The organism is Mesorhizobium sp. B2-4-18, from assembly GCF_006441385.1.
Classification (GTDB): Bacteria; Pseudomonadota; Alphaproteobacteria; order Rhizobiales; family Rhizobiaceae; genus Mesorhizobium; species Mesorhizobium australicum.
This window is the reverse complement of sequence record NZ_VFUW01000004.1, coordinates 388,652-411,005: the sequence shown is the minus strand read 5'-3', so window position 1 is coordinate 411,005 and position 22,354 is coordinate 388,652. Positions and strand designations below refer to the sequence as shown.

General features: G+C 63.8%; 19 protein-coding genes and 1 pseudogene. 10 read left to right on the top strand and 10 right to left on the bottom strand.

All coding sequences use genetic code 11. The features are described from left to right. The first annotated feature begins 11 nt into the window (after positions 1–11). Complete coding sequence (locus FJ527_RS12675) at positions 12–818, top strand: extensin family protein (protein WP_140823241.1); 807 nt, start codon at positions 12–14, stop codon at positions 816–818. A gap of 7 nt (positions 819–825) precedes the next feature. On the opposite strand, the gene FJ527_RS12670 is transcribed toward FJ527_RS12675, so the two are convergent. Then, on the bottom strand, positions 826–1,536 hold the full coding sequence (locus FJ527_RS12670; RefSeq protein WP_015316147.1) for a gamma-glutamylcyclotransferase: 711 nt from the start codon (positions 1,534–1,536) through the stop codon (positions 826–828). Positions 1,537–1,647: 111 nt separating this feature from the next. Between FJ527_RS12670 and FJ527_RS12665 the strand changes: the two genes are divergently transcribed. Both FJ527_RS12665 and FJ527_RS12660 read left to right on the top strand, forming a co-directional pair. Beyond that, positions 1,648–2,355: an LssY C-terminal domain-containing protein gene (locus tag FJ527_RS12665; RefSeq protein WP_140721786.1), complete on the top strand. Its 708-nt coding sequence runs from the start codon at positions 1,648–1,650 to the stop codon at positions 2,353–2,355. Between the two features lie 159 nt (positions 2,356–2,514). Then, positions 2,515–3,825, top strand: coding sequence for a hemolysin family protein (locus FJ527_RS12660; protein ID WP_015316146.1), 1,311 nt, complete (start codon positions 2,515–2,517; stop codon positions 3,823–3,825). A 67-nt stretch (positions 3,826–3,892) separates the two neighbouring features. Here FJ527_RS12660 and FJ527_RS12655 read toward each other — a convergent pair whose 3' ends face one another. The 5 genes and pseudogenes from FJ527_RS12655 to FJ527_RS29570 all read right to left on the bottom strand — a co-directional run. Continuing rightward, on the bottom strand, positions 3,893–5,212 hold the full coding sequence (locus tag FJ527_RS12655; RefSeq protein WP_140789629.1) for an HlyD family type I secretion periplasmic adaptor subunit: 1,320 nt from the start codon (positions 5,210–5,212) through the stop codon (positions 3,893–3,895). A gap of 1 nt (position 5,213) precedes the next feature. After that, complete coding sequence (locus tag FJ527_RS12650) at positions 5,214–6,950, bottom strand: type I secretion system permease/ATPase (protein WP_140823240.1); 1,737 nt, start codon at positions 6,948–6,950, stop codon at positions 5,214–5,216. A gap of 34 nt (positions 6,951–6,984) precedes the next feature. Continuing rightward, positions 6,985–8,466, bottom strand: coding sequence for a family 16 glycosylhydrolase (locus FJ527_RS12645; protein ID WP_140823239.1), 1,482 nt, complete (start codon positions 8,464–8,466; stop codon positions 6,985–6,987). A gap of 322 nt (positions 8,467–8,788) precedes the next feature. Beyond that, positions 8,789–9,715 (bottom strand): DMT family transporter, encoded by a 927-nt coding sequence (locus FJ527_RS12640; RefSeq protein ID WP_140823238.1) that lies wholly within the window; start codon positions 9,713–9,715, stop codon positions 8,789–8,791. A gap of 437 nt (positions 9,716–10,152) precedes the next feature. Further along, positions 10,153–10,318 (bottom strand): annotated as a pseudogene (locus tag FJ527_RS29570) (CadC-family transcriptional regulator); the annotation flags it as partial. 74 nt (positions 10,319–10,392) lie between these two features. Between FJ527_RS29570 and FJ527_RS12630 the strand changes: the two are divergent. After that, entirely contained in the window at positions 10,393–10,914 is a 522-nt protein-coding gene (locus FJ527_RS12630) for a hypothetical protein (RefSeq protein ID WP_015316141.1), read from the top strand. A gap of 334 nt (positions 10,915–11,248) precedes the next feature. On the opposite strand, the gene FJ527_RS12625 is transcribed toward FJ527_RS12630, so the two are convergent. Continuing rightward, a complete protein-coding gene (locus FJ527_RS12625; RefSeq protein ID WP_015316140.1) occupies positions 11,249–11,854 on the bottom strand; it encodes an NADPH-dependent FMN reductase in 606 nt (201 codons plus the stop codon). A gap of 90 nt (positions 11,855–11,944) precedes the next feature. Between FJ527_RS12625 and FJ527_RS12620 the strand changes: the two genes are divergently transcribed. Beyond that, on the top strand, positions 11,945–12,313 hold the full coding sequence (locus tag FJ527_RS12620) for a helix-turn-helix domain-containing protein (RefSeq protein ID WP_015316139.1): 369 nt from the start codon (positions 11,945–11,947) through the stop codon (positions 12,311–12,313). 493 nt (positions 12,314–12,806) lie between these two features. Here FJ527_RS12620 and FJ527_RS12610 read toward each other — a convergent pair whose 3' ends face one another. Together FJ527_RS12610 and FJ527_RS12605 are read right to left on the bottom strand one after the other, a co-directional pair. Beyond that, positions 12,807–13,202, bottom strand: coding sequence for an acyl-CoA thioesterase (locus FJ527_RS12610; protein WP_013893544.1), 396 nt, complete (start codon positions 13,200–13,202; stop codon positions 12,807–12,809). Positions 13,203–13,625: 423 nt separating this feature from the next. Next, the gene (locus FJ527_RS12605) at positions 13,626–14,567 is read right to left on the bottom strand and encodes a phosphoribosylaminoimidazolesuccinocarboxamide synthase (protein ID WP_140823236.1); all 942 of its coding nucleotides are present in this window, start codon (positions 14,565–14,567) and stop codon (positions 13,626–13,628) included. A gap of 257 nt (positions 14,568–14,824) precedes the next feature. Between FJ527_RS12605 and FJ527_RS12600 the strand changes: the two genes are divergently transcribed. Genes FJ527_RS12600 through FJ527_RS12590 form a run of 3 tightly spaced genes read left to right on the top strand, consistent with a single transcriptional unit; the run spans position 14,825 to position 18,566 of the window. After that, positions 14,825–16,441, top strand: coding sequence for a GMC family oxidoreductase N-terminal domain-containing protein (locus FJ527_RS12600; RefSeq protein WP_140823309.1), 1,617 nt, complete (start codon positions 14,825–14,827; stop codon positions 16,439–16,441). Beyond that, positions 16,438–17,652, top strand: coding sequence for a mandelate racemase/muconate lactonizing enzyme family protein (locus tag FJ527_RS12595; protein ID WP_140823235.1), 1,215 nt, complete (start codon positions 16,438–16,440; stop codon positions 17,650–17,652). Before FJ527_RS12600 ends, FJ527_RS12595 begins: the two co-directional genes overlap by 4 nt. Then, positions 17,649–18,566 carry an NAD(P)-dependent oxidoreductase gene (locus FJ527_RS12590; protein ID WP_140823234.1) on the top strand — a complete coding sequence of 306 codons (918 nt, stop codon included), beginning with the start codon at positions 17,649–17,651 and terminating at the stop codon, positions 18,564–18,566. Before FJ527_RS12595 ends, FJ527_RS12590 begins: the two co-directional genes overlap by 4 nt. Before the next feature lie 343 nt (positions 18,567–18,909). Here FJ527_RS12590 and FJ527_RS12585 read toward each other — a convergent pair whose 3' ends face one another. Continuing rightward, a complete protein-coding gene (locus tag FJ527_RS12585; RefSeq protein ID WP_140823233.1) occupies positions 18,910–19,848 on the bottom strand; it encodes a diacylglycerol kinase family protein in 939 nt (312 codons plus the stop codon). Between the two features lie 883 nt (positions 19,849–20,731). On the opposite strand from FJ527_RS12585, the gene FJ527_RS12580 reads away from it, so the two are divergent. Next, positions 20,732–21,166 carry a hypothetical protein gene (locus FJ527_RS12580; RefSeq protein WP_140617720.1) on the top strand — a complete coding sequence of 145 codons (435 nt, stop codon included), beginning with the start codon at positions 20,732–20,734 and terminating at the stop codon, positions 21,164–21,166. 6 nt (positions 21,167–21,172) lie between these two features. Beyond that, entirely contained in the window at positions 21,173–22,303 is a 1,131-nt protein-coding gene (locus FJ527_RS12575; RefSeq protein ID WP_140823232.1) for a hypothetical protein, read from the top strand. Positions 22,304–22,354 lie beyond the last annotated feature (51 nt).

Below are 22,354 nucleotides of genomic sequence, written 5' to 3'. Positions count from 1 at the left end.
GGATTCCGCCAATGGCCGGCAAATTTCGCGCCGTTTTCCTCGCCACCGCGCACCAATTGAAACCTGCGGCGCTTATGGCCGCCGGTCTTGCATTGGCCACGGTTTCCGCCTGCAACACCGGCAGCGTGCTGTCGCTGCAGCCTGCCGTCGATGTCGGCTCGCAGACCGCGGCCGTGCCGCAATATCAGGGCATGCAGAAGCTTGTTCCGTCCAATCCCTACATGACTCAGGCCGCCTATCCGCGCATGGACGAGCCGATGTCGCCGGTGGAGCAGATTCCAGCCAGCGAAACCGATTGCCGCCAGCAGCTGAAGCGCCTCGATGTCGCCTACACCGACCTGGCGCCGATCCATGAAGGCCAGTGCGGCATCGACTATCCGGTCAAGGTCACGGCTATCGGCAGCATCGAGATGAAACCCGCCGCGACCCTGACCTGCGACATGGCGGCTACCTTCGCCGCCTGGACCAAGAACGAACTCGTTCCCTCCGCCCGCTGGCGCTATTTCTCCGGCGTCAGGACCATCCACCAGGGCTCAAGCTACTCCTGCCGCAACATTGCCGGCGAAGGCGTGCTGTCGGAGCACGGCAAGGGCAACGCGCTCGATGTCATGAGCATCGAACTCAACAATGGCGACGACATCGACGTGCGCAAACCCGGCCTGTTCGCCTTCCGCACCCGCGGCTTCCTCAACAATGTGCGCGCCGACGGCTGCCAGTATTTCACCACCGTGCTCGGCCCCGGCTACAATTACGACCACCGCAACCATTTCCATTTCGACATCAAGAACCGCAGGAACGGTTACCGCGCCTGCCGGTAGGAAAAGATCATGCGTCACCGGTGGACGCGATAATTTGCCGAGCCACGAGATCCTGGATGCGCCAGAGATTCTTATCCCGAATACCGCTTTCTTCCAGCTTGCTGACGGTCCGGAACAGATACTGCGCCGACGACCCCCAGTGTCCGGCGGCTCGCGCCAGCGTGTCCGCAACCTGCTCCAACGGCAACCGTCCGGCATAGGCCTTGCCACCCGGCGCGGCGACGAAAGCCAGAGCGCGCAGCGGACCCTCCTTGGTCTTGACCTTGATCCAGCAGGGCACGTTGGTTGGTGGGTTGGCATCGATTTCCCGGCGCATCAGCTGGCCGAGCTGCCCGAAATGATCTTCATCGGGAAGCCGGTAGACGATCCCGTTGCAGCTGCCGCCGCGGTCCAGCGCCAGCATCAGGGCAGGCAATTCGCGCGTGCCCCGCCAACGCGTCAGCTTCAGGCAGAACGAACGGTGCCATCCAGGCGCCGTCGCCGGGCGCTGCTCGACAGGAACGAATTCGGGATTCCAGATCAACGAACCATAGGCGAAGACCCACAGCATTTCGGGCCGATATTCGGCGAGCAGTCGAGCGACCAACTCATCGAACTCCGCGTTGGTGTGCTCGGCCGTTCCAGGCTCAGGCCCGGGATCCAGTTCGACGCGCTCGACCCGGGCGACAAGATCCGCGGTCAACGCCATCGTTCTCGGGCCCGTCGGCTTCCGTTTCATTCCCGCCCCCACGAAAAAATGATGGCTTACGATAAACCGTCTGCTCATCTCTGGCCATTGATTTCCAGGGAACCGTCAGGCAACAGATAGCGCTCGGATCGAGCCGCCTTTATGAGCCAACGAAGCCTCCAGCGACGCATTGCGATCTGGGTAGTGGCCGTGCTGGGCGGCTATCTGGCGCTCGCCTATGTCGCGGCGCCGGAATTCTGGACATTCCGTGATCGCGGCTTTCGCGATCGGCATTTCGAGATGGTCACCCACACGTCGCAAGGCATTCCCGGCGACCCCATCAATGTCGGCCTGATCGGCACGGAGAAGGAGCTGGTGCACGCTTTCGCCGTCGCCGGCTGGGACACCGCCGACGCCGTCACCTTGAGAACCGCCATCGACATCGGCGAAAGTGTACTGTTTTCCCGCCCCTATCCCGACGCACCGATAAGCCGTCTGCTGTTCGAAGGCCGCGCCCAGGAACTCGCTTTCGAAAAGCCGGTCGGCGACAGTGCCGACCGGCGCCATCACGTCCGTTTTTGGCGAACGGATATGGTTGGCGACGATGGCAGGCCGCTCTGGCTGGGTGCCGCCAGCTTCGATCGCGGCGTCGGTCTGAGCCATGACACGGGCGCCATCACCCATCACATCGGTCCCGACCTCGATGCCGAGCGCGACTTTATGATCGGCGATCTCAATGCCGCCGGCCTGTTGGCCTCGACCAGCGGCCTGGCGGGCATCGGCCCCACCCGGAGCGGCCGCAATGGCGGCGGCGACCCTTATTTCACCGACGGCAAGGCGGTCGTCGGCGTGCTGAAGCAGTTGCCGTGACGGCAGGTCAGGTCGTCGCGATGACGATCTTGCCGAACGGCCCCTTCTCGAAGGCGCGCCGCCCTGGGATGCTGTCTGATCCACCCGCATCCGCTGTCATCTTTCTAAAATGGCCGCCGACTATTTTCGAAAGCCGTGCGGCAATGCTATTGAGCCCTCATGCTATACGTTGAAATCGCCACCGTGGTCGTCCTCATCTGCGTGAACGGCCTTCTGTCGATGTCCGAACTCGCCATCGTCTCATCGCGGCCGGCTCGCCTGAAGGCGATGATCGACCGCAACGTCAAGGGTGCCGGCCGCGCTTTGGCGCTTGGCTCCAATCCCGGCAAATTCCTGTCCTCCGTGCAGATCGGCATCACGCTGGTCGGCGTGCTCTCGGGTGCCTTTTCCGGCGCCACGCTCGGCCAGAGGCTGGCGCAATATCTGGCTACGGCAGGCATCCGCGAGAACATAGCAGACCCGCTCGGCGTCGGCATCGTCGTGGCCATCATCACCTATGCCTCGCTGATTATCGGCGAACTCGTGCCCAAGCAGATCGCGTTGCGCGATCCCGAGCGGGTCGCGGCACGGGCGGCGCCGGCAATGACCATCCTGGCCACCATCTCGGCCCCTCTGGTCTTCCTGCTCGATATTTCGGGCCGTGCCGTGCTCTGGCTGCTCGGCCAGCGCGGCGAAAGCGAGGAAAAGGTCACCGACGAGGAGATCAAGATGCTGGTCGCCGAGGCCGAGCATCACGGCACTATCGAATCCGACGAGCGGCGCATGATCGCCGGCGTCATGCGGCTTGGCGACCGCGCCGTGCGCGCCGTCATGTCACCCCGCACCGATGTCGACTGGATCAACCTGCAGTCCGATGACGCCACGATCCGCAAGCTTCTGATGGACACCCAGCATTCGCGCCTGCCCGCCGGCGACGGCGGGGTGGACGCCATGATCGGCGTCATCCAGACGCGCGACGTGCTGGCCGCACTGCTCGGCGGCCGCGCGCTCGACCCGCGCAAATATGTGCGCGCGGCACCGATCGTGCACGATCAGGCCGATGCGCTTGATGTGTTGCAGAAGCTGAAGGAGAGCGACGTGCCGATGGCGCTGGTGCATGACGAATACGGCCACTTCGAAGGCATCGTCACCCCCGCCGACATCCTAGAAGCCATCACCGGCGTCTTCCGCTCGGATCTCGAGGCCGGCGAGGAAGAAAACGCTGTCCAGCGCGACGACGGCTCATGGCTTCTCGCCGGCTACATGCAGGCCGACGAGATGGCCGAGGTGCTCGGCATCGACCTGCCGGAGAACCGCGACTACGAGACCGTCGCCGGCTATGTGCTGTCGCACATGCACCATCTGCCGGCGACCGGCGAATGTGTCGACGCGCAGGGCTGGCGTTTCGAGGTCGTCGACCTCGATGGCCGCCGCATCGATAAGCTGATCGCCACCCGCCTGCCCAGCGGTCACCGCGAGATGGTGCGCTGACGGCATATGCCTGGTTTCGGTCCGGCGGCCCTCGACGGCGGCCAATATACTGCGCGGACCGCGAGCTCTACCGCTCGGTAAAGGCGCGGGCGAAGGAATCGAGCATCGGCCGTGCCAGATACTCCAGGAAAGTCCGATCACCGGTGTTGATGAACGCCTCGACTGGCGTTCCGGGATAAAGCTGCTCGGGCTTTACGCCGGGCGGCAGGTCGGCCGCGATCCTCAGCTTGGCTCGGAAATAGGGCTCATGCGTTGCCTCGTCGACGAGCCGGTCCGCTGAGATTTGCGCCACCGTGGCTGAGACCTCGGGAGTGAGCCGCGCATTCAAGGCCGACAGCCGCAGCTTCGCCGGCTGGCCGACACGGACCTGATCGAGGTCTTTCGGCCGCAGCCTTGCATCGACGACGAGGCCCGATGCCGTGGGCAGGATCTCCATGATCTTTTCGCCTGGGGCGATCACGCTTCCCTTGGAATTATAGGCCGACGACACCACGATGCCTGCCGCCGGCGCCTTGATCGTCGTGCGCCGCAGCACCGCCTCCGCCGCCCTGGTCTGCTCCTCGACATCGGCCAGATTGGAGCGAACGTCGTCCAGCTTCGTCAGCGCCTCCTCGACGCGTTGCGTGGTCTGGCGCTCGATCTGCTCCTGGGCCTCGACGATCTGGGTGTTGGCCGTCGCCAGATTGGCCTCCAGCGCCCCGGCCTGCCCGACGAGATCGGCCTCGCTGCGCAATAGCTGGGAGTACTCGGTGCGGTTGGTGAGGCCCTTGTCCAGCAGGCCGGTCTTGATGCCGAGTTCGTTCTTCACGACGTCGGCTTGCTGCTGAATGGCCTGTTGCTGGGCCTGCAACCCCACCACCGACTGCCGATGCATGGCGACGCGTTGTGCCAGGATCGATTTTTCCGACCGGAACCGGGCCAGCCTGGCGTCGAATTCCTTTTGCTGTTCGCGAACCAGGATCTCGAAATCGTGCTGGAAAGGTGCCGGCGCCGCTTCGGTGATGGGCGCCATCCTGTCCAACCCGTCGCGTTCCGCCTCCAGCCGCGCCGCACTTGCCCTGAGCGCGATCGACTGCCTCACCAGCCGGTTGAGCTCGGCCTGCGCGGCCGTTGGGTCCAGCACGACCAGGTTCTGGCCCTGTTGCACGCGATCGCCTTCATGGACCGGTAATTCCCTGATGATCCCGCCCTCGCGATGCTGGATGCGGATGTTTCCGCCGGTCGCCGAGATCGTGCCTTGCGTGATCACCGCTCCCGACAAGGGAGCGCTGACGGCCCAATAGCCGAAGCCGCCCGCCAGCACCGCTATGGCGACGTAGCCGGTCAGGGCCACGCGTCTTATGTCGGTGCGCGGCTGGCTGTCCCAGGCGAGGCTCTGTGTCGTCATCTCACGATCCGAAACTGCCACCCGCGCGGATTGTCGGGACGAATGACCCGGTCACCACCGTGCTCTGCTGGGGGGCCTTGCCGATGACCGAACGCCGCAGCACCTCGTCGCCAGGGCCGAAGGCTTCGACCATGCCGCCGCGCAAAAGCATCACGCGGGCGCAAGCGGCGGCGATCGAAGGGCGATGGGTGACCACGATGACCGTGACGCCCGCCGCTCGCGCGGCCGAAAGCACCGCCTCGAGCGCGGCCTCGCCGCTGCCGTCGAGATGGGAGCTGGGCTCGTCGAGTACCAGGAGCCGCGGATTTCCGTAGAAGGCGCGCGCCAGGCCGATTCGCTGGCGCTCGCCCCCCGACAGCGCCCTGTCCGACGGGCCGATCATGGTCTGGTAGCCGTCGCGCTGCGCCAGGATCAGCTCGTGCACCTGGGCGCGCCTTGCCGCCTCGACGATCGCGGCGTCGTCCGCTTGCGGGTCGAAGCGGGCGACGTTTTGCGCGATCGATCCAGGAAAGAGCTCAACCTCCTGCGCGAGGTAGCCGACATGCTTTCCAAGCTGGCTTTCGTCCCAGGTCCTGAGGTCGGCGCCGTCGATCCTGATTGAGCCGCCGGTCGGTTGGGCGGCCCCTACGAGCAACCGCGCCAGTGTCGATTTGCCGGCCCCGCTCGGGCCGACGACGGCCAGCGCTTCGCCCGCGCCGATCGCAAAGTTGAGCCGCTTGAGGATGGGTTCCGTGCCGGGCTGGGCGTTCGGCGCCATGAAGAAGACGTCCTGCACGGAAATCGCGCCGGCCGGATCGGGCAGGATCAGTTTTCGCGGCTCCGTCGGACGCATTGCGAGCGCTTTTTCCAGCCGCGTCCACGCCCGCCGCGCGTCGGCGATCTGCCGCCAGGCGCCGATCAGCTGGTCGAGCGGCTGCAGCGCGCGCGACGACACCAGCGAGGAGGCGAAGATCATGCCGGCCGTCATCTGCCCCTGCAGCACCAGCCATGCGCCGGCGCCGAGGATCGCCAGTTGCAGCATCATGCGCAGCGCCCGCGAGGCGCCGCTGAAGATCGCGTTGGCGCTCGAGGAACGGTCATGGAAAGTGAGCGCCGCCGCCACGTGCCGTCCCCAGACCAGCGAGGCATTCCGCACCATGCCCATGGCTCGCAGCGTCTCGGCATTGCGGGCAAAGGCCTGTTCCGCCTGGCTGGCCAACGCCGAACGCTCCGCGGACAAGGCATCGTTCCTGCCGATCGCAAGCTGGTTGGCCACGACGAGGAATAGCAGAAGCACCGCGCCGGCGACCGTTACCCAGAACAGCACCGGATGGATGAGATAGAGCAAGGCGAGGAAGACAGGGGCGAAAGGCAGGTCGAACAGCACCGCCACGCCGCGTGACCTGATGAAGGCGCAGACCGAAGCGAGATCGCGCAGCGGCGACAGGCCGCCGGCATATCTCGCGCCGAGCGAAACGGCGAAGGTGCTGGCACCCAGCTTGCGGTCGACGGTCGCCGCGACGCGCTGCGTGTAAACGGCGCGGATCGCGTCCAGCAGCCCGAGGAAGGCGAGCGCGAGCACCGCGATAGCTGACAGATAGACAAGCGTCTCGACGCTGGAGGACGGCAGCACGCGGTCGTACACCTGCAGCAGGTAGAGCGGAATCACCAACAGCAGGATGTTGATCAGCAGCGAGAAGACGCCGACATCGGCGATAGCGCGCAGGAAGACCGGACGCAGGCCGGACGGTCCAGTCATTTCCGCATTTCCCGCCGCTGCATGATCCCGGCCCTTACGCGTGGCCCCCGAATTCGGAACCGCCGTGCAGCGTGCTGCTGGCGATGCTATGCGTGGCGGTGCTGGTGGTGGTGTGCAAAGCGCTCGCCGGCGCGTTGTCCAGCGTATAGGCGCGGATATAGTCGATCTTCATCTCGGCAGGCGTCGCCAGATGATCGGGAGGCGCGCCGGCAAGACCGCCGACCGCGAGATCGGCCAGCATGTACATGGGCTTGTGCATATCGGATGGCGTCGCCGCTTCCGCGACCTGGACACCGTCATAAGTCCAGACGAGCTTGTCCGGCGTCCACAGCAGCCCATAGGTGTGGAAGCCGGCGGTATCCATGGTGTTTACCGTCGACGTCACCTTGGTGTGGGTTCCCGTTTCATTCGAATGCGCCGTCATGATCAACGAGTTCGGGTCCTGCCCGCGCGTCTCGACCACATCCAGTTCCGGCGGCCACGAGCCGTCTGCCGGCAGCAGCCAGAAGGCGGGCCAGGCGCCGGCGTTCTCAGGCAGGTCGGCGCGCATTTCGAAATAGCCGTAGGTTTGTGAGAAGGTGCTGTGCGTATTGAGGATACCTGACGTGTATTCGTAGTTGTTGATCAGCGGCTTGATGTCGGCCGGCGCCTGCGCGGCGGTGATGGTGAGCACGCCGTTATTCACGCTGAACGGGTGGACGGAACTCGTCGGCCCGTAATTGGCGTCGATGTACCATTGCAGCTCGCCATTGCTGGCCAATGTGCTGCCGTTCGGCGCTCCCCATGAGAAGTTGGTATCCCACGTGCCGCCCTGAGCGTTGTGAAGATTGAGCGCGTTGAAGTCGTCGCTGAAGGACAGCTTCATGCCGGACATGTCGATCGGCAATTCGAACTGGGCGGGCTGCATCTTGTCGATGGTCGTGTCCTTGAACTCCAGGATCTCGCCTGATCCGAGGTTCAACAGCACATTCGACCCCGCCTGGATCATGCTGGAATGGATCGCGTCGAACGACGTGAACCCGTAGCCGTTGAGGCGGACAGTGTCGGTGGCGGCAAAATTCGCGATCAGGTCGCTGCCATTGCCTTTCGAGATGACGAACGTGTCGTAACCGCCGCCGCCGTCGATCAGCACGTCGTTTCCCGCGCCGCCGTCGATCGTCTGGTGCCCGGCCTTGGCGGTGATGATGTTGTCCAACCCGTTTCCGAAAGCGTAGTTATTGGGGTTTGTGACGATGAGGTTCTCGACATTGGCGGGGAGCTTGTAGCTCATCCATGTGCTGATCGTGTCGATGCCTGCCCCGGCGCCCTCGGCCACCTTGTTGCCCGCCCCATAGAGGTAATAGATGTCATCGCCCGTGCCGCCATGCATGGTGACGTTGAGATTGCCCGCTCCGTAAAACGAGTCATTTCCCGCGCTGCCATACAGGTCGGGCCCGGCCCCAGGCGCCGAGAACCAGTGGTTGGACGTGCCGCTATAGGGAAGAGGAACACCCACGGCGTTGACGAAGAAGCTCATCGGATACACCCTCCTCGTGAGGCCTGGCCGCCTCGAACCGTTCGCTTACGACTTCCGGATGGCCACGTCGGATCAATGCTGAAAGGAACGATTTCGTTCCGGGGAATCATTGCACAATCCACCATAACATCGATCTTTCGGAAGACATATACTTATTATTCGGGAAAAGAGCGGCGCTTAAGCAAAGATATTTAGTAAAATGGTGTATAAACTAGAAATTGCAAAGGATCTACTTAGATGAATGATCTACTTAGATGACGGCTACCCCTCCGAGCCCATCAGCCCCCCTCCTCGGCGCATGGTGGGCGGGAAGCTTAGGCCATCAGAGAGCGGCTTCGATCGGCTCGGCAAGCCTGGGATTTGAGCGTGCCGCGATCAGGCAACTGGTGACGATGAGACCCGCTCCCGCCAGCGTGGTCCAGGTCACCGCCTCGTCGAAGAAGAGGAAGCCAAGTGCGATCGCCCAGATGAAGGCGGAGTATTCCGTCGGGATCAGATACTGCGCTTCCGCCCGCGCATAGGCCCAGCTCATCAGGAATTGGCCGGCGAGCGACAGCGCCGTCACGCCGGCGAGCGGAAGCCAGAGCTCGCGCGGCAGGGCAATGGCCAGCCAGGGCGCCGCGAGACCAAGGAAGACCGCCACGCAAAGGTTCTGAAACAGCATGATCTCGATCGGCTTGGCCACCAGCGCCTGCTGCCGCGCAAGGATCAGATTGTAGGCATAGAACACCGTCGACACCAGCACCGCCGCCGTGCCGAGCAAGGCATCCCTGGCATGGCTTGTCTGCCCGAACTGTCCGCCGACGATGATTGCGACGCCCGCAATGCCGGCCAGCGAGGCCCAGATCGCCTGACGCTGTATGCGTTCGCCGAGCAGCAACGCCGCCAGCAGCAGGGCGAACAGCGGCGCCACGAAACTGAGCCCGATCGCCTCCGCCAGCGGCAGCCTGGCAAGCCCCCAGAAGAAGGACAGCAGGACAAAGCCGACGACCGCGGCACGCAGCGCATGCAGCCTGAGCACGGAAGGCTTGGGCAGCGTGCGCGGTCCCGCCGACCAGCCGGCGCCGGCAACCACGGTCGCGAGCATGCTGCGCCACAGCACCGTGTTGTAGACGCCGACGGCAAGGACCAGGACCTTCATCGCCGCGTCCATCCCCGACAGCAGGAAGATGCCAAGCGCGCAGACAAGCACCGGGATCATGGGAGAAACGGCGCCTGCCAGGCTGGATGACTTCACGAGGCCCCTCATGTGACGGATCGCAGCCGGATATATCAGGGCAGACCGGCGGGGCCAGATGGCAGCCCCGCCGATATGGCGGTCCAACCATGGCGACTTGTGGAATGGCTGGGGAAGCTCGCAGCGAGCCCGCCAACCATTGCCGGCTTGTCTAGCGGCGCGTGACCGCGAAAGCGGATATCTGAGCATCGAGTTTCGGCCATGGCATGACGGACCGGCTTTTGCGCAATTCTGGCAAGTCCGCCTTCCGAAGGCCCTCGATATAGTTGTCGCGGTCTTCCACCCGTTGAAACGGGGCAGCACCTCCGCGAGTTCCGAAAGCCGCAATGTGGGATCGAGTTCGCGCAGGCGCGCATCTTCTCCGCTTCAGAAAGCTGTCCCGCCAAGGCATGACTTGCCATCGCGACACGCATCGCGCTCGCGTAGTTCGGCTGCGAGCGCAAAGATCTCGGTTTGCGCTTGGCACGTTCGATTTCAGCCTCCTCGACCTTCGGCGTGATTGCGCCGACTACGTTTGAGGCGATCTGATCCTGGAGATCAAAGATCTCCGCCAGAGTGCCGTCAAAAACAGTCGGCCCATAAATGGAGGCCGGTGGAAGAGTCGAGGAGCTGTCCTGTACGGCCAACGTTTTGGCGGCAAGAGATTTGAGTTAGGATGACGCAGCACTGGCGCGCTATAGAGCACCCTTATGAACGAATCTGCCAATAGAGCAGACAGCAACACAGCAGTCGCGAGCGACCTTGCCGACGGCGATCCCCGCCTTGCCTTCATTTATCAGGAGGCAGTGAGAGGCCTCAATCACCAGCAGAACCTCGTCGAGAACATGAACGCCCGCGCTGGCAGCCTCATCTTCGCCACTGCGTTCGCCAACTCGCTGCTTGGCGGAAGGGCGCTTTCCGACGGGCTTGGGCTTTGGGACTGGATCGCGGTGGTTCTGCTGTTCGTCATCGGCGGGCTGATCGTCTTCTTGCTTTGGCCCTACCACAAATACACGTTCCGCTTCGACCCAGAAGAGCTGCTCCATCAATATGTCGACGGCGACAGGCCGGCAAACATGTCGGCCATGCAGCGCGCGCTCGCCCTTCGCATCAAGGCGGACATGGTCAGCAACTGGCGCATTATCCAGCGGCTTCGGGTGGCATTGCAGATTGCGCTGGTCCTTCTGTTGTTCGACATCCTGGCCTGGCTTTTCGCGATCGCGGGTATTTGAGCCGTTCGATATTCGGAGCCGACCCGACCTGGACCGACGACCGCCCTTTGAGGTGGCAGTCTGCCGACGAGCACCTTCGGGAACTAAGGCATCAGCACGACCTTGCCGGTCGAGCCGCCCTCTTCGGGCAAAGGACGAGCACGCGGCTCCCGGGACGGGCGCCTTCGCAAGAGCGCTGTGTCTGCGGCACTCTCACCTGCTTGCGAGGCGCTGAGGGGCGGCGCGGCGTTGCATGCAGATCTTTCGCGCAGCCGCAACTCCTTGCAGGAACGCGAAAAAAGGGCGACGCAAGCGCCGCCCCGTATCCCTTGGGAGGACAATCCGATCCGGCGGATCAGGCCGCCTGGGCTTCTCCGGCGACGGCATCGGCGGCGCGGGCGGCCTTCAGCACCTTGGCCCACCAGGCGACGTCGTTGACCAGCGCGGTGGCGGCCTGGTTCAGGTGCTCGAGATCTTCGAGCTTCTTCTCGCCCTGGCGCACGGCCAGGAAATCGCCCCAGGCGATATGGACCGCGGACTTGACCGGCGCCATCTGCAATTCGACGGCGTGGAGACGAAGCTGTTCGACGGCGCGGGCGCCACCGACGCTGCCATAGCCGACAAAGCCGGCCGGCTTCTTGTTCCACTCGTTGGCGGCGTAGTCGATCGCATTCTTCAGCACGGCCGTCGGGCCGTGATTGTATTCGGCGGCGGTGAAGATGAAGCCGTCGAATCCGGCGACCTTCTTCTGCCAGCGCTGTGCGACTTCGTTCTGCGAGGGCGCCCAGGCGGAAGACGCGACCTCATCGAAGAAGGGCAGCGGAAAGTCGCGCAGATCGACAATTTCGACATCGATGTCGGCATGTGCCTTGGCGATCTTGGCGATCCACTGCGTCGGCACGTCGGCGAAGCGGGCAGCGCGCGTCGAACCGATGACAATGGCGATTTTGGGCTTGGACATAAGGGGCTCTCCTTGCGGGAATTTTTGGTATCGTTTGGATACCGGCGCTATATGTGATACTGACAATTTGATGCGCAAGGAGGCACGTTTTTGTTACTGAGGCACCCGCATAACACCGAGGACTGCCGCGCCGTGTCGGAAATCCTGCAGCGCGTCGGGGACAAATGGACCGTGCTCGTGGTCGGCAAGCTGGGCGGCGGACCGCTGCGTTTCAACGAATTGCGCGCCGCCGTCGGCGGCATCTCCCAGAAGATGCTGACCACCACCTTGCGCGGCCTGGAGCGTGACGGCTTCATCACCCGCAAGGTGTTTCCAACCATTCCGCCGCGCGTCGATTACGAGCTGACGGAGCTCGGTCACGAGTTGCTGGTGCCGGTCGGCGCGCTCGGCGAATGGGCCCGCAAGAACACCCAGCGTGTCCAGTCGGCACGCGCCAGATTCGACGACATGCACGCCTGAAGCCCATGCGCGGCAAGGGATTCGGGACCTGCACTGAGCGGCTCTAGCTGCCCAAGCGAAGTCACGGCTCCTTGAAAGCGACTGGACCTGAAGGCGACTTGGAAACAGTCCATGGCGCTCGATGCCGGCCCGACGCGCCCGGCCCCCCTCTCGACGGTAACCCACATTCCAACGGCAGCCAGTCAGGCCCTTCGCGCCAAGCAAGGCGTCTGGCTGCAGATCGTGCACGTCGCTGTTCGCTGCTTCGCATCCGTCGTGTCATGCAGGCAGGCGGTGCGCCCAAGGTCCTGTTTGACTTCGGCGTAAGCGGTTATACCGAGCAGGCAGACAAGGGCCATGAGAGCAGCCGCAAGCCAGCCGTTCAACAGGTGTTGACGCATTGTCTTCCTCCGGTGTCCGGGAGAATTGCGCGTGGAAGGCAACGGCAGCATGTCGCTGAACGCATCGCTTCGCTCGGGCGATGTTACAAATGCCCGGGCTTGGCGGTGTCGAATCAGCTCTCGGCCGGAACCGCCTTCGGCTTGCCCTCGCCGTCGAGCGCCACCATGACGAAATCGGCGTGCGTCACCTTTTCCATCAGGTCGGAAAGATAGCGCTGCGCCCAGGCCTCGACCTTGAGCGTCATCGAGGTGCGGCCGACGCGTTCGACATGGGTGTAGATGCACAGCGTGTCGCCGATCTTCATCGGCTTGGCGAAGGACATTTCCTTGACCGCCGCCGTCACCACGCGGCCCCTGGCGCGCTCGGCGGCGCGGATGCCGCAGGCAAGATCCATCTGCGCCATCACCCAGCCACCGAAAATGTCGCCTGCGGCATTGGCGTCCGAAGGCATGGCCAGGGTGCGCAGCGTCAGGTCTCCGATCGGCCGTCCGTCCGCGTACTGCACCATGGGCAGAATCCTTAAGCAGTGATGGTCATCGATCCCGTATCGCCGCTACGGGAATAGGTCAACGCGCGACGGCTGCTGTTTCCTCTCCCCAAGGCCATAGGCTAACCCTGCATTCGCCCGATTGTGCCGGATTTTCAGCGGCTTCGGGTTCTGGAACGGGCTTCCCCCACTCCGTCGCTGCTTCGCAGCGCCACCTCTCCCCCCTCCGGAGGGAGAGGAAGGAGCCAGGCCGGGCAAGGCTAGCGCCCCTTCCTCTACCCCGTCGATCGGGGGAGAGGTGGCGCCGCAAAGCGGCGACGGAGTGGGGGCCGACGGCTCGGCGTGGAATTGGCATACGCCCGGTTGTGGGCGATTTTCAGCGGCTTCGGTGTCAGAAAGGTTCTCCCAATCGCCGAGGAACGCGGTTCCTGGAGATCGCACCTCTCAGAAATAACGTGCAAGGTTAGCGCGGATGCGGTCGAGAACCGTATCCCCGGAAATGTCTGGAACGAATGCCTTGCCGGTGATCGCCTCGTAAGCCTGGGCATACACCCCAGAGGCCTGTTCGACGATCTCGTCCGGAATGCTCGGGATCGGGTCCTTGTAGGGATCGCAGCGCGCCGTCACCCATGAGCGGATGAAATCCTTGTCGAAGCTCTCCGGCCGCGTGCCATCAGCCAGCGCCTGTTGGTAGCTCGCCGCGATCCAGTACCGGCTGCTGTCGGGCGTGTGGATTTCGTCGGCGAGAATGACCGCCCCGTCCTTGTCTGTGCCGAATTCGTATTTCGTGTCGGCCAGGATCAGGTCGCGTTCGGCTGCGCGCGCCTGGCCGCGGGCGAACAGCTTCAAGGCATAATCCGAAACCGTGTCCCACTGCTCCTGCGTGAGCAGGCCCTGCTCCAGGATCTCGGCCCTGGACAGCGGCTCGTCATGGCCGCCGTCGGCCGCCTTGCTGGTCGGCGTGATGACCGGCTCGGCCAGCCTCTCATTGTCGCGCAGGCCGTCTGGCAGGCGCATTCCATACATGTCCCGTTCGCCGCGTCGGTAGCGGGTCAGGATCGAGGTGCTGGTGGTCCCCGCCAGATAGCCGCGCACGACGATCTCGACCGGCAGTATGTCGAGCCTTGTGCCGACGACGACGTTGGGGTCGGGATACTCCAGCACATGGTTCGGGCAGATGTCGGCGGTTTCCTCGAACCAGTACCGCGCCGTCCGGGTGAGGATCTCTCCCTTGAACGGGATCGAGGTCAGGATGATGTCGAAGGCGCTGAGACGGTCGGTGGCGATGATGATACGCCTGCCGTCGGCCAGGTCGTAATTCTCGCGGACCTTGCCTTTGTAATAGCCCGGCAGTTCGGGAATGAAAGCATCCGACAGGACACGCATGGGTTCTCCTGCCTTTGCGCGGAGTGGCCAGGGGCATGATTCCGAAAAGTTGCAGACTTATCGGAAAAAATCATGCCGAAATGATGCTATCCGCATAGTCCGTCGACCCCATGCATATCAAGCGCGATTGTCGGCATTCCCCGAAAGCCGGCCGGTATACCAGTCGCTTTTTTCACAACCGATGCCGGAAGGCGCGGCGACGCGGCGAACCCATGGCGTCTAGGCTGCGCCAGATTTCCGGAGCCGCCATTTTCATCATGCAGACCTATGACTTCATCATCGTCGGCTCCGGCTCGGCCGGCTCGGTTCTGGCCGACAAACTGTCGGCTTCGGGCCGCTTCTCGGTGCTGGTGCTGGAAGCCGGCGGCAGCGACCGGCGCTTCTACGTGCAGATGCCGCTCGGCTACGGCAAGACCTTCTTCGATCCCACGGTGAACTGGAACTACAAGACCGAGCCGGATCCCGGCCTCGGCGGCAATGTCGACCACTGGCCGCGCGGCAAGCTGCTTGGCGGGTCAAGCTCGATCAACGCCATGGTCTGGATCCGCGGCGCCCGCGAAGACTTCGATGACTGGCGCGCCGCCGGCAATCCCGGCTGGGGCTATGACGATCTGTTGCCGGCCTTCAAGGCGCTCGAGGACAATGAAGCCGGCGCCGACGCATGGCGCGGCAGCGGCGGTCCCCTGCACATCAGCGACACCACCGATGCCGTCCACCCGCTGACGAAGCGCTATCTCACCGCAGGCCAGCAGGCCGGTCTGCCGCTCAATCCCGATTTCAATGGTGCTGCCCAGGAAGGCGTCGGCATCTACCAGATCTCGACCAAGAACGGCCGCCGCATGTCGGCCGCCCGTGCCTTCCTGCGCCCGGCGATGAAGCGCGCCAATGTGCGCGTGGAGACCAAGGCGCTGGCAAGCCGCGTCCTGTTCGAAGGCAAGCGCGCCGTCGGCGTCGAGTATCTGCAGAACGGTCAGACCAGGACGGCCCGCGCCGGCCGCGAAATCATCCTGTCCGCGGGTTCGATCAACTCGCCGCAGCTCATGCAGCTCTCCGGGGTGGGTCCGGCGGCGCTGCTTGAAGGCTTGGGCATCCCGGTCGTGCATGCCAACGAGAATGTCGGCGCCAATCTGCAGGACCATGTCGGCATCAACTACACCTTCAAGGGCAAGCTGCCGACGCTCAACCAGATCCTGCGTCCCTGGTGGGGCAAGCTTTTGGTCGGCATGCAGTACATCCTGACCCGCTCCGGGCCGCTGTCACTGTCGATGAATCATGGCGGCGGCTTCTTCCGCACCGATCCGGCCTTCTCCCGCCCCAACATGCAGCTCTATTTCCAGGCCTTCTCGACCCTCATCCCGAAGAACGGCGAGCGGCCGATCCTGACGCCGGATCCGTGGCCGGGCTTCTCCATCGGCCTGTCCAACTGCCGGCCATCGAGCCGCGGCGAGATCATGATCCGCTCCAGCAATCCGCTCGATTATCCCAAGATCGTCGCCAACGCCTATTCGACCAATGCGGATGTCGAGGAAATGCTGTCGGCGGTGAAATTCGTGCGCAAGATCGCCTCAATGCCCGCCATGGCCGAGATCATCGCCGAAGAGGTGCTGCCCGGTCCGTCGATCCGGTCCGACGCCGACTTGATCACCGATTTCAGGAAACGCTCCGGCACCGTCTATCACCCGGTCTCGACCTGCCGCATGGGACCCGATCCCTCGCGCTCCGTCGTCGATCCGCGCCTCACGGTGCACGGGCTCGAAGGCTTGCGCATCATCGACGCCTCGATCTTTCCCGACAACATCACCGGCAACACCAACGCCGCCTCTGTCATGACCGGGTGGAAGGGCGCCGAACTGGTTCTGGAGGACCACACATGAAGATCACCGACGTAAAGACCTGGGTTGTCGGCAACCCGCCACCCGGCATCGGCGGCAAGTATTTCATCTTCGTCAAGCTCACCACCGATGGCGGCGTGGTCGGCTATGGCGAGGCCTACAACGCCACCTTCTCCGCCCATGTCACGGCCAAGCTCGTCGAGGACATGGCCGAGCGCTATCTGATCGGCCACGATCCGCACGACATCGAGAACTTCTTCCGCCGCGCCTATTCCTCCGGCTTTACCCAGCGCCCCGACGTGACCGGCATGGGCTGTTTTTCCGCACTCGAAATGGCTTGTTGGGACATCGTCGGCAAGGAAGCCAACAAGCCGGTCTACAAGCTCCTTGGCGGCCAAGTTCACGAGACGCTGCGCTCCTACACCTATCTCTATCCGCACACCGGCAGCGTCCATTCCGAGGACGCGCCGGATGGCAGGAATGTCTACAACGACCCGGAGATGGCGGCGGCTTGCGCGCTCGAATATGTCGAGCAGGGGTTCAATGCCGTCAAGCTCGACCCGGCCGGCCCCTACACCGCCTTCGACGGCCATCAGCCGCGCCTCGTCGACATCGATGTCTCGACCCGCATGATCAAGGCGATCCGCGAGGCGGTCGGCACCCGCGCCGATATCCTGTTCGGCACGCACGGCCAGTTCACGGCATCGGGCGCGCTGCGCATGGCGCGCGCCATCGAGCCTTATGATCCGCTGTGGTTCGAGGAGCCGGTGCCGCCCGACATGCCCGAAGTGATGGCGCAGGTCGCCCGCGCGACTTCGATCCCGATCGCCACCGGCGAGCGGCTGACGACCAAATCCGAATTCGCCCGTGTCATCGAGAACCGCGCCGCCACCATCCTGCAGCCGGACCTCGGCCGCTCCGGCGGCATTCTGGAAACCAAGAAGATCGCGGCCATGGCCGAGGCCTATCACATCCAGGTCGCGCCGCACTGCTATTGCGGGCCGATCGTCGGTGCCGCCAACATCCAGCTCGCGGTGACGCTGCCCAACTTCCTGATCCTGGAATCGCTGAAGCAGTGGGACGGTTTCCACGCCACGCTGTTGAAGAAGAAGATCGAATGGCAGGACGGCAATGTCATCCCGTCGAAGGAGCCGGGCCTCGGCGTCGAGCTGAACGAGGCGGTCTGCGACGCCCATCCCTACACCGGCAAGAACCTGCATCTGCAGATGATGCAGACGCCGCTGATGCCGTGAGCGAAAGCTACGCCTTCATCGGCCTTGGCCATCTCGGCGGCAATCTTGCCGCCAGCCTGATCCGCAACGGCTTTGACGTCACCGTCGTCGACCGCGACCCCGCCGCCGTCGAGCGCCTTGTCGCGCTCGGCGCGACGGCCGCCAATAGCCCGGCCGAAGCCGCGGCGCGGGCCGGCAATGCCATCACGTGCCTGCCTTCGCCAAAAGTCAGCGAGGCGGTGCTGGGCGGCCCGGGCGGATTGCTGGAAGGTCTGCCCAGGGGCGGCACCTGGATCGAGATGTCGACCAACGGCCGGGACGAGATTTTGCGGCTGGCCGCCCTCGCCTCGGCCAAGGGGATCGAGACGCTGGAATGCCCGGTCACCGGCGGTGTGCATCTGGCGGCGGCCGGCAAGATCACCGCGCTGGTCGGCGGCGACGCCCCCCTCTACGAGCGTCACCGCCCGGCCATCGAAGCGATGTGCGCCAAGTCGTTCCTGATGGGCCCGATCGGCTCGGCGGCGGTGATCAAGGTTATCACCAACATGCTGGCCTTCATCCATCTGGTCGCCGCCGGCGAGGCGCTGATGCTGGCCAAGCAAGGCGGGCTCGACCTCGCGCAATCCTACCACGCCATCGTCGCGTCTTCAGGCAACAGCTTCGTCCACGAGACCGAAAGCCAGTTGGTGCTGAACGGCTCCTACGATATCGGCTTCACCATGGACCTTGCGCTGAAGGACCTTGGCTTTGCGCTGACCATGGCCGAACAATCCGGCGTGCCGCTCGATCTGGCGTCGCGCGTCAACGCGATCTTCGAGCAAGGCAAGACGGCTTATGGCGGCGATGCCTGGTCGACCCAGATCGTCAAATTGCTTGAAGATACCGTCGGCACCGACCTGCGCGCGCCGGGCTTTCCGGCCAAGCTGGAAATATGAACTAGCAAATAAAATCAAGATGTTGGGCGAGCATCTAGAATCATAGCGGCAACAATTTGAATCAGAGCTGCAACATCTCGACCGGTTTCTCGGGCGAGAGTTTCGATCGGACTGCATGGCTCGGCGATTGGCGGGAGACACCCCTTCCTTTCGTCATCCTCGGGCTTGACCCGAGGATCCATCCCGTAACATCAAGGCGCTGCAACGGTGCTGATTTCGGCTCCGCCGCACTCTTCGGCCAATATCACGGCATGGATCCCAGGGTCTCCGCGACGGAGCTTCGCTCCTGCTTCGCCCTGGGATGACGACGTTGAGACGCTCCACCGCCGGGCTGTGCCTTGATTCAATATCTCACCAGCAACGCACCAGGCAGGATCTCGAAGGTGGCGGGTATGCGCCCCGGTGACTCGCCGTCTATGTCGACCAGCGCGCCATTCTTCTCGACGTCGCCGAGCGGTTCGACAACCACTTTCCTGCCGCGCAGGATGGTGATCGCTGGATGGTTGCGGTGCCGCCCACCATAGAGCAGGCGGATGTCCCAGATCAGCTTCAGCTTGCCCGCCGCGCGCAGGATGACGATGTCGAACTGTCCATCGGTCAGTTCCGCATCGGGCGCGATCATCATGCCGCCGCCGAAGAATTTGCCATTGGCCACCGCCACCAGCGCCATGCGCGCCTCGACCGCGTCACCGTCATCGACGGTGATCCGCACGTCCTGGAAGCGGTAGCGGATGAACTCGACCACGGTGCGCCACAGGAACAGCGCCTTGGCCGACATCCTGCCCTTGCGCTTGTCGGCATTGACGGCGCGATCAGTGGCGCCCGACAGGCCAAGGCTGGCGATGTTGATGAAGTGGCGGCTGGCCAGCGCGCCATGGTCGTCGATATAGCAGATGCGGCCGGCATCGACCGCCCTGGCCTTCGCCCCGGCAATCCGTTCCAGCGTCGCGCCGATCTCCTTCGGCAGGCCGAGGCCACGCGCGAAATCGATGCCGGTGCCGCACGGCAGCAGGCCGAGCTCGGTCGTCCTGCCGCCCTCCTCGCGGACCTGCAGCAAGCCGTCGGCCACCTCGCTCGCCGTGCCGTCGCCGCCGGCCGCGATCACCAGATCGAAGCCGTTTGCCGCGAGATCGAGCGCCAGCCGCTCGGCGTCGCCTTCGGCCTGCGTCTCGCGCAGTTCGAAATCGCCGAAGTGTTTTTTCAGCGCGGCGGCGACGTCAGGCCAATGCCGTTTCAGCCGGCCGCCGCCGGCAATCGGATTGAGCACCACCCCGACCTTCAAGTTTCGCCCTCCCCGGCGCCGGACCTGGATGCCCGATCCTTTGCCGGCATTCAAGCTCGTACCGGCCGGCGGAGCAAGGGCGCGTTCGGCCATGGATGCAAAAAGCGCGGGGCAGGCTGTCTAAGGCTTTCGCGCTTGAACTTCCCTGGCTTCTGGCATTGGTCCCCGATAATCCCGCTATCCACAGGGGCGCGGCCATTCCCCAAACCCCTTACCCGGCGTAAGTTGAACCCATCTCAGGCGGCTACCGATCATCAAGCCGAAAGGCGAAGTGAAAGGCGGATTTCCTGAGGCCCGTACGGCCCGGAACGAGAGCAGGCTTGCTTGTTCAAGGGACGGAAGCCGAGACCTACGGGGCCGCGGAAAGCGTGCCAACGCCGACGGCGGACCGATGCTGCCATGAAGGACGGCAAAAACCTTCGATGGCACGCAGGGCAAAGGCCCGCGAGGGCCAAGACCGGCGTGGTCTGGAACGGATGCTGCTCTCGGGTGGCTTCTGGCAGGACCGTCAAAATCAAGGCCGGCATGGCGCGACGACTTTACGGAAGTTGCTGCCGCGACCGTGTCCTGATCTGACAGGGAGGCGCTGGGAGAAATCCCGGCGCCGACTGTCTTTTGGCTCTCCCACGCAATTTTTACGGTGTTTCCGGTTGGGGCTGCAACCGGCGGCAAAATCAGCTAACGTTCGACGTCGTCAGAGCCCGTTTGAAAACGCGCTCTGCCGAGTCGGATGGCGTGGTTTTCGAGAACCGAAGCACAGCGGACCTTTGGGTCCGTCAGCACAGTTCTGCTGCGGTGCAGTAGAACGCGGAAGCGCAGAAAACCGCGTCAGGCGGCTGGCAGAGTAGCGTTTACAAATGGGCTCGTAGAAGGGGGATACTTCATGACGCTGATCCAGAAGCTTGCCGTCGCCTACGCGTTCTTGTTCTTCGGCGTCGTGGCCATCGGCTACATTCCGGCCTTCAACGATGCAGACGGCAATCTGTTCGGCCTGTTCTCATTGCAATGGTACGACGACCTGCTGCACGCCTTCTCCGGCGTCTGGGCGTTGGCCGCCGCCTTCATCTCGCATCGCCAGGCGGTGTTCTATTTCAAGCTGTTCGGCTCGGTCTACCTGTTCGACGGCGTGCTCGGGCTGATCACCGGCTCAGGCTGCCTCGATGCCGGTATCTTCATCAACGGCTTCCGCTCCCTCAACGACATCGAATTCCCTGCCCGCTTCTTCGCCAACCTGCCGCACATCGTCATTGGCGGCATCGCCGTCTATATCGGCTTCTGGCTGTCGAAGCGCATCTACGACCACTTCGCCACGGCCTGACGGGCCATGTTCCTGTTCCGCTTGATAAAGCGCATCGTCAAGGCGATCCTCTGGCTGATCGTCATCGTCATCCTGATCCCGATCGCCGGGCTGGCCTATGGCTTCCTGACGACGCCGGCGCTCGACAGGACGCCGCTGCCAGGCATTGCCGACGGCGCGCCGCCCAAGGCACTGGCCGACAAGGTGCGCGCCGAAATCCCCGGCTACCAGCGGCCGGAGGAGTCGACCTTCCTCACCTACCCGGAATGGGCGATCGTCTACGCCGCGCGCGAATATGCCGGTTTCGTCGCCAAGGACCAGCCGAGCGGCTTTCCCTATTGGTCCTATGTCGGCCGCTTCTGGCAAGACTATGCCACGGTGATCCGCGCCAGTTCTCCCTACAGGTTCAACTACGCCAACCACCAGATGCTGGTCATCATCGGCACCAGCCATTCGATCGAGCATATCCTGCAATGGGCCTATGAGAACACGGTCGGTCGCATCACCGAGGCGACGTCAGCCAAGCGCACGGCGGCCGACATCTACCAGGCCAAGGTGGCCGCGGAGTATGCCTCTTTCCTCGATCAGGTGCCGTGGTACCAGTTCCCTTATGCCGAGAAGCGCGCCGGGCTGTTCGCGGTGCAGCCGGCGCCTGGTGACAGTTCCATCCGCACCAGCGAACGCAAGCTTGCCTTCGGTCTCGCCGACACCATCAAGCAAGGCTATGCCAACCTGATCACCAAAGCGCTTGCCGCGACCTCCGACCCGGCCTTCCTCGATGTCCATGTCTGGGCCAGGGGGCCGGTCGGCGAAGCCACCCGCAACGAGCCCGACACCTTGCTGGAACGCGATTATGGCGCGGACGGTACCGTCTTCGTCACCAGGCGCTACCAGGTGTTCACCGACATGATCCCGCGGCTGATCGACAAGGGCGTCTCCTTTGTCGAGATCGGCGGCAATGACGAGATCATGGTCACGGTGCTGTCGACCGATTCGATCGCCATTCCCGAAGGCATGCGCATCCTTTTCAGCTATCCGCTGCCGGCGGAGCCCTCGACGCGCCGCACCGGCATGGTCGTGGCCGTGCGCAAGCTGCATCTGGTGCTGCCGTCGCTGATCAAGGCCGGCGCCAGGCTCGAACACGTCTACGACTACTGAGGTTTTTCAGCCACGCCTGGCCTGGATCGGCGAGCCGTCATGCTCATTCCA